This is a genomic window from Butyricicoccus sp. (genome assembly GCF_050872565.1).
GTDB lineage: Bacteria > Bacillota > Clostridia > Oscillospirales > Butyricicoccaceae > Butyricicoccus_A.
In genome coordinates, this window is sequence record NZ_JBNMHC010000483.1 from 1 (window position 1) to 1,344 (window position 1,344).

2 protein-coding genes and 1 tRNA gene are annotated in these 1,344 nt (G+C 46.1%); 2 read left to right on the plus strand and 1 reads right to left on the minus strand.

Annotated elements, in window-relative coordinates; all coding sequences use genetic code 11:
• The coding region (locus tag ACR0P9_RS12740) for a PfkB family carbohydrate kinase (protein ID WP_432620717.1) at positions 1-368 on the plus strand (368 nt) is incomplete at its 5' end.
• A 264-nt stretch (positions 369-632) separates the two neighbouring features.
• On the opposite strand, the gene ACR0P9_RS12745 is transcribed toward ACR0P9_RS12740, so the two are convergent.
• Positions 633-706: transfer RNA gene (locus tag ACR0P9_RS12745), tRNA-Gly, on the minus strand.
• A gap of 135 nt (positions 707-841) precedes the next feature.
• Between ACR0P9_RS12745 and ACR0P9_RS12750 the strand changes: the two genes are divergently transcribed.
• Positions 842-1,344, plus strand: a 503-nt coding sequence (locus ACR0P9_RS12750) for a TetR/AcrR family transcriptional regulator (RefSeq protein WP_432620719.1), incomplete at its 3' end; no start/stop codon positions are given.

Consider the following 1,344-nt stretch of genomic DNA (forward strand, 5'->3'; position numbering starts at 1 on the left):
AATTTGTCACGGGCTGCCGCAGCGAATTAGAAGCAGTTCATCGGCTGCTGCAAGGCAAGTGCCGCATGGTCATTCTGACCAAGGGCGCAAATGGCTCCAGCGTGTATACGCGCACGACTTCTGCGCATACTCCGGCACGAAGAGTTAAAGAAGTGGTGGATACCACTGGCGCAGGAGACTCGTTTGCCGGTTCTTTCCTGTTTCAGCTCGCACGGGCTGGCTATGGCGTGGATGATTTGGATACCATCAGCGAACAGGAATTGACGGGATTTTTGAACTTTTCTGCGGACTACGCCGCTCTGACTGTCGGAAAGATGGGCGCGGCAATGGCGAGCATGGAAGAAATGAAGCAAGTGTACGGAGAATAAAATAGCGAGAAAAACACACCAAAAAAACCAGCACCTCTCGCCGGATAAAAAAGAAGCTAGGCGCAAAGCCTAGCTTTTTTTGTCGTCCTTATTTCTCTTTCCTGCTACTTCCTTCTCTATTTCCTTCTCTTTTTTACCACAATTGCTGAAAATTGACACACACAGAACATTTGCCATCAGAAAGGATTAAATTTCACATAGTATAAAAGTACGTAAAAAGCCTTGAAAGCACACTAAAATCGTAACTTCCAAGGCTTTATGGTATGGAGCAGGTAACGGGAGTCGAACCTGCTTATGCAGCTTGGGAAGCTGCCGTTCTACCGGTGAACTATACCTGCGTACAACATTTATGATAGCACAGGGGATGGGCGATTGCAAGCGAAAAATGGGTGTTGATTTAGGACATGCTGTATAGTATAATACATTTATAAAGTATTTGCAAAGAAACCATGCATGTACAGGAGGATGGGAAAATGGCAGCACAGAAGGAAGACCGCAGAATCCGCAGAACCAAACGGCTGCTGCGTCAGGCGCTGGCGGAGATTATGAATGAGAAGGAATTCAAGGACATTACCGTCAAGGAGATTACAGATCGGGCGGATCTCAACCGCGGTACATTCTATTTTCATTATACTGACACCTATGACCTGCGCAATCAGATTGAAGATGAACTGGTCGAGGAACTGAAAGAAGCAATTGCAGAATTTCAGCCGACAAAAAATGAGATGTCTACACGTCCTATGCTGAAAAAAGTGTTTGATTATGTGCAGAGCCAGCGATTTTTGTTTTGCACCTTTTTGCTGCGCAGTGCAGACAGCGGCTTGCAGAATAAGATCATGAATGTCATTGAAGATGTGGTCAATCGCACGCGCAATGCATTGGACATCAACGAGAGCGAAAAGAGCAGAAATTATCACAACCGCTTTATGTCCAGCGGTATTATTGGCTGCGTTACATTGTGGCTGCAAGACGATGG